Source organism: Faecalibacterium longum (assembly GCF_040094125.1).
GTDB classification, from domain to species: domain Bacteria; phylum Bacillota; class Clostridia; order Oscillospirales; family Ruminococcaceae; genus Faecalibacterium; species Faecalibacterium longum.
The window spans coordinates 1-3,196 of record NZ_JBBNIH010000100.1; the positions used below are offsets into that span (position 1 = coordinate 1).

A 3,196-nucleotide genomic window follows, 5' to 3' on the forward strand; every position below is an offset into this window, starting at 1 on the left:
GGGGCAACGGCGACGACCGCCGCCAGCGGCGGAAACAGGGAGTCGCTGTTGGGGCCGCGGCCAGCAGGATGCAAGCGACAGCGCAGCAGACGCTGGGAGCCGCAATCCGGCATTGTCTGCGAAGCAGACTGAGAGGTTGTACGGAGACGAGCCTTTTCCGAAAAGGAAAACTTCATCTAAAGGCAGGAGAAACACTATGACCGAAAAAGAACAAACCGCCCGTGAGGCGGAGCTGGCCCGGCGGGAAGCCGCTCTGGCAGCTCGTGAAGCTCAGCTGGAACAGGAGCAGGCCAAGCTCGAAGCAGCCCGTGCAGAGGCTCCGGAGGGCCGCAAAACGTTCCTCAACAACAATGACCCCGATTTCGTCAACCCGAAAGAGAAGCTCTACGATAAGTTCCCGCTGACGGTCCACCAGATGGACATCATCATCGGGGTGCTGTTCGCCCTCATCGTCCTGTTTCTGGTGCTGGGATTCACCCATACCAGCTTTTTCGGGCTGTTTGGCGGCTAAGCCCCCCGCAGCCGCCCCTCTGCAGCAGACAACAAAAAACCAGAGCCTCCGCACAAGGGCAGGAGGCTCTGGTTTTGTTTTTGGGGATGGTCCCGGGTTCAGAGCAGGTGCTTACAGCAGGACGTACTTCAGGATGAAGAGAACGGTCAGCACATACATGAGGGGGCTGATCTTCTTCTCCTTGGCCTTGCCGGTGACCACATTGACGATGGTCCAGGAGATGACGCCGATGGCGATGCCCTCAGAGATGCTGTAGGCAGTGGGCATAGCCAGGATGGTCAGGAAGGCGGGAATGCCCTCGCTGGGGTCGGAGAAGTCGATCTTGATGGCAGAACCCATCATGTAGAAGCCCACGATGATGAGGGCCGGAGCCGTTGCAAAGGAAGGAATGGTCAGGAACAGGGGGCTGAATACCACGGCCAGCAGGAAGAGGATACCGGTGGTCATGGAGGTCAGGCCGGTGCGGCCACCCTCGGTGACGCCGGAAGCGCTCTCGACGAAGGTGGTGGTGGTGGAAGTACCCAGCACAGCGCCGGCGCAGGTGGCGATGGAGTCGGCCATCAGAGCGCCCTTGATGCGGGGCAGCTTGCCCTCCTCGTCCAGCATATCGGCCTTGGAAGCAACACCGATGAGGGTACCCAGGGTGTCGAACAGGTCAACGAAGAGGAAGGAGAACATGACGGCGAAGAAGTTCAGGATGCCCACGCCGGAGAAATCGGTCTTGAACACCTGACCAAAGGTCTTGCCCAGAGCGGAGAAGTCGAAGCTGACGAAGCTGGTGGGGATGACGGTGTACATACCGGCGTCGGGGTTCGGCACATAGATGCCGGTCAGCTCGCAGACGATGCCCAGCACCCAGGTGATGAGGATGCCGTAGAGGATACCGCCCTTGACCTTCTTCACCAGCAGGATGGCGGTGATGGCCACGCCCAGCAGTGCGAGGATGGCGCCCACGCCCACAGAGGAGAAGGTCTCGCCCTTGAAGTGCTGGTAGGTGACGAGGGTGGAGTCGCTGTTGACGATGAGCTTTGCGTTCTGCAGGCCGACAAAGGCAACGAACAGGCCGATGCCCACGCTGACTGCGCTCTTGAGGGTCATGGGGATGGCGTTGAAGATGCCCTCACGGACGTTGGTCAGGCTCAGCACGATGAAGATGATGCCCTCGACAAAGACGGCCATCAGGGCCAGCTGCCAGCTGTAGCCCATCGTGAGGACGACAGTATAGGCAAAGTAGGCGTTCAGGCCCATGCCGGGAGCCAGCGCGAAGGGGTAGTTGGCCAGCAGAGCCATCAGGGCAGTGCCGACGAAGGATGCCAGAGAGGTGGCGATCAGGACGGCATTTGCATCCATGCCGGAAGCGGAAAGGATGCTGGGGTTGACCGCAAGGATGTAGGCCATCGTCATGAAGGTGGTGATACCTGCCATGACCTCGGTCTTGACGTCGGTGTGGTTTTCTTTCAGGTGAAAGATTTTTTCGAACATGAAAGTTCCTCCTGTTTGTGTGTGAAACTCCCGCCGCCCGCAAGCGGCCGGGAAAGAACAAAGACTATTGTAGCACTCCCGCCGGATGCTTGTCCACCGGAAAAATACAAAAAATTCACAATTCTGCAAAATTTGACGAATGAGTATGACTTTTCGGACGGGGCTTTTGTGAAGCGTGCATGAAAAAATCAATCATTGTATTGACAAAACGCAAAACGAGTTGACATTAAAAAATGTCGGTGCTATACTATAAAAACAGAGGTCAGTTTAATGGAGCATTGCGCCGGACGACGCGCTTTCGGAGTGCGTCGAAAGAAAACAGCATAGTGCTTCCGGAATGGACTCTGAAAACAGAATCGTTGTTGGCAAACCTGATGTGAGTCAGGGACGCAAAGCTAGGAGCTTTCTGCTTTTATTTCCTGCAAGCAGAAGGTAGTTCGGCTGCAATAGTTTTCCCCGCAAGGGGGTGGCTGTTGCAGTCTTTTTTTGTGTCTATGGCTTTTTCGGGCGATTGAAGGAAAGGAAAATAATGACAGTTAAGGAATGTTACAGCCAGATGGGCGGAGACTATAACAATGTCCTGAGCCGTTTTTACGATGAGGCAATGATAAAGCGCCTGCTGGGCAGGTTTATCGACGACACCAGCTTTCGTGCGCTGGAACAGGCGATGGCCGAGGGCGACGTGCAGTCGGCGTTCAATGCGGCGCATACCCTCCGGGGCGTTTGTCAGAGCCTGTCGTTTACCCAGCTGTGCGGCACACTGAATCCCATCACCGAGGCGCTGCGGGGCGGCAATATCGCTGCGGCCGCAGCCGACATGGACAAGGCAAAGCGGGAGTATGACGTGACGCTCAGTGCCATCCGTGCCTGCATGGAAAACTGAATCTGAAACAGGAAAAGCCCGGGAAGCTGTGATGACACGGCCTCCCGGGCTTTTTATACATTATAGCAGTTTGCGTTTTTAATGCACAAGCAACATCCGCAAACTGCATATCGCAAAGATGCCGTTTTGACCGGCACTATTTTTGAAAATTGCGATAAAAGAAAAAGAAATGAAAAAAGAGGTTGACAAATCCAGAAACCTATGATAAACTAAGCAAGTCGTCCGGCAACGGACACGAAAAGAATATGGGCGTGTTCCCGAGTGGCCAATGGGGACAGACTGTAAATCTGCTGCTTTTCAGCTTCGGTGGTTCGAATCCA

3 protein-coding genes and 1 riboswitch are annotated in these 3,196 nt (G+C 55.6%); of the genes, 2 read left to right on the forward strand and 1 reads right to left on the reverse strand.

Annotation, left to right across the window (positions count from 1 at the left end):
* Positions 1-196 precede the first annotated feature (196 nt).
* On the forward strand, positions 197-511 hold the full coding sequence (locus tag AAAU26_RS03480) for a hypothetical protein (protein ID WP_227619405.1): 315 nt from the start codon (positions 197-199) through the stop codon (positions 509-511).
* A 111-nt stretch (positions 512-622) separates the two neighbouring features.
* Here the strand turns inward: AAAU26_RS03480 and AAAU26_RS03485 are convergent, their stop codons facing one another.
* Entirely contained in the window at positions 623-1,993 is a 1,371-nt protein-coding gene (locus tag AAAU26_RS03485) for an NCS2 family permease (protein WP_158396435.1), read from the reverse strand.
* 354 nt (positions 1,994-2,347) lie between these two features.
* Positions 2,348-2,442: riboswitch (cyclic di-GMP riboswitch) on the forward strand.
* A gap of 80 nt (positions 2,443-2,522) precedes the next feature.
* On the opposite strand from AAAU26_RS03485, the gene AAAU26_RS03490 reads away from it, so the two are divergent.
* Complete coding sequence (locus AAAU26_RS03490) at positions 2,523-2,876, forward strand: Hpt domain-containing protein (protein WP_217211785.1); 354 nt, start codon at positions 2,523-2,525, stop codon at positions 2,874-2,876.
* The last annotated feature ends 320 nt before the right edge of the window (positions 2,877-3,196 follow it).

Bases quoted from the DNA above. Each gene is read 5' to 3' on its own strand.
- AAAU26_RS03490 (WP_217211785.1), top strand. From the start codon at position 2,523: ATGACAGTTAAGGAATGTTACAGCCAGATGGGCGGAGACTATAACAAT.
- AAAU26_RS03485 (WP_158396435.1), bottom strand. From the start codon at position 1,993: ATGTTCGAAAAAATCTTTCACCTGAAAGAAAACCACACCGACGTCAAG.
- AAAU26_RS03480 (WP_227619405.1), top strand. From the start codon at position 197: ATGACCGAAAAAGAACAAACCGCCCGTGAGGCGGAGCTGGCCCGGCGG.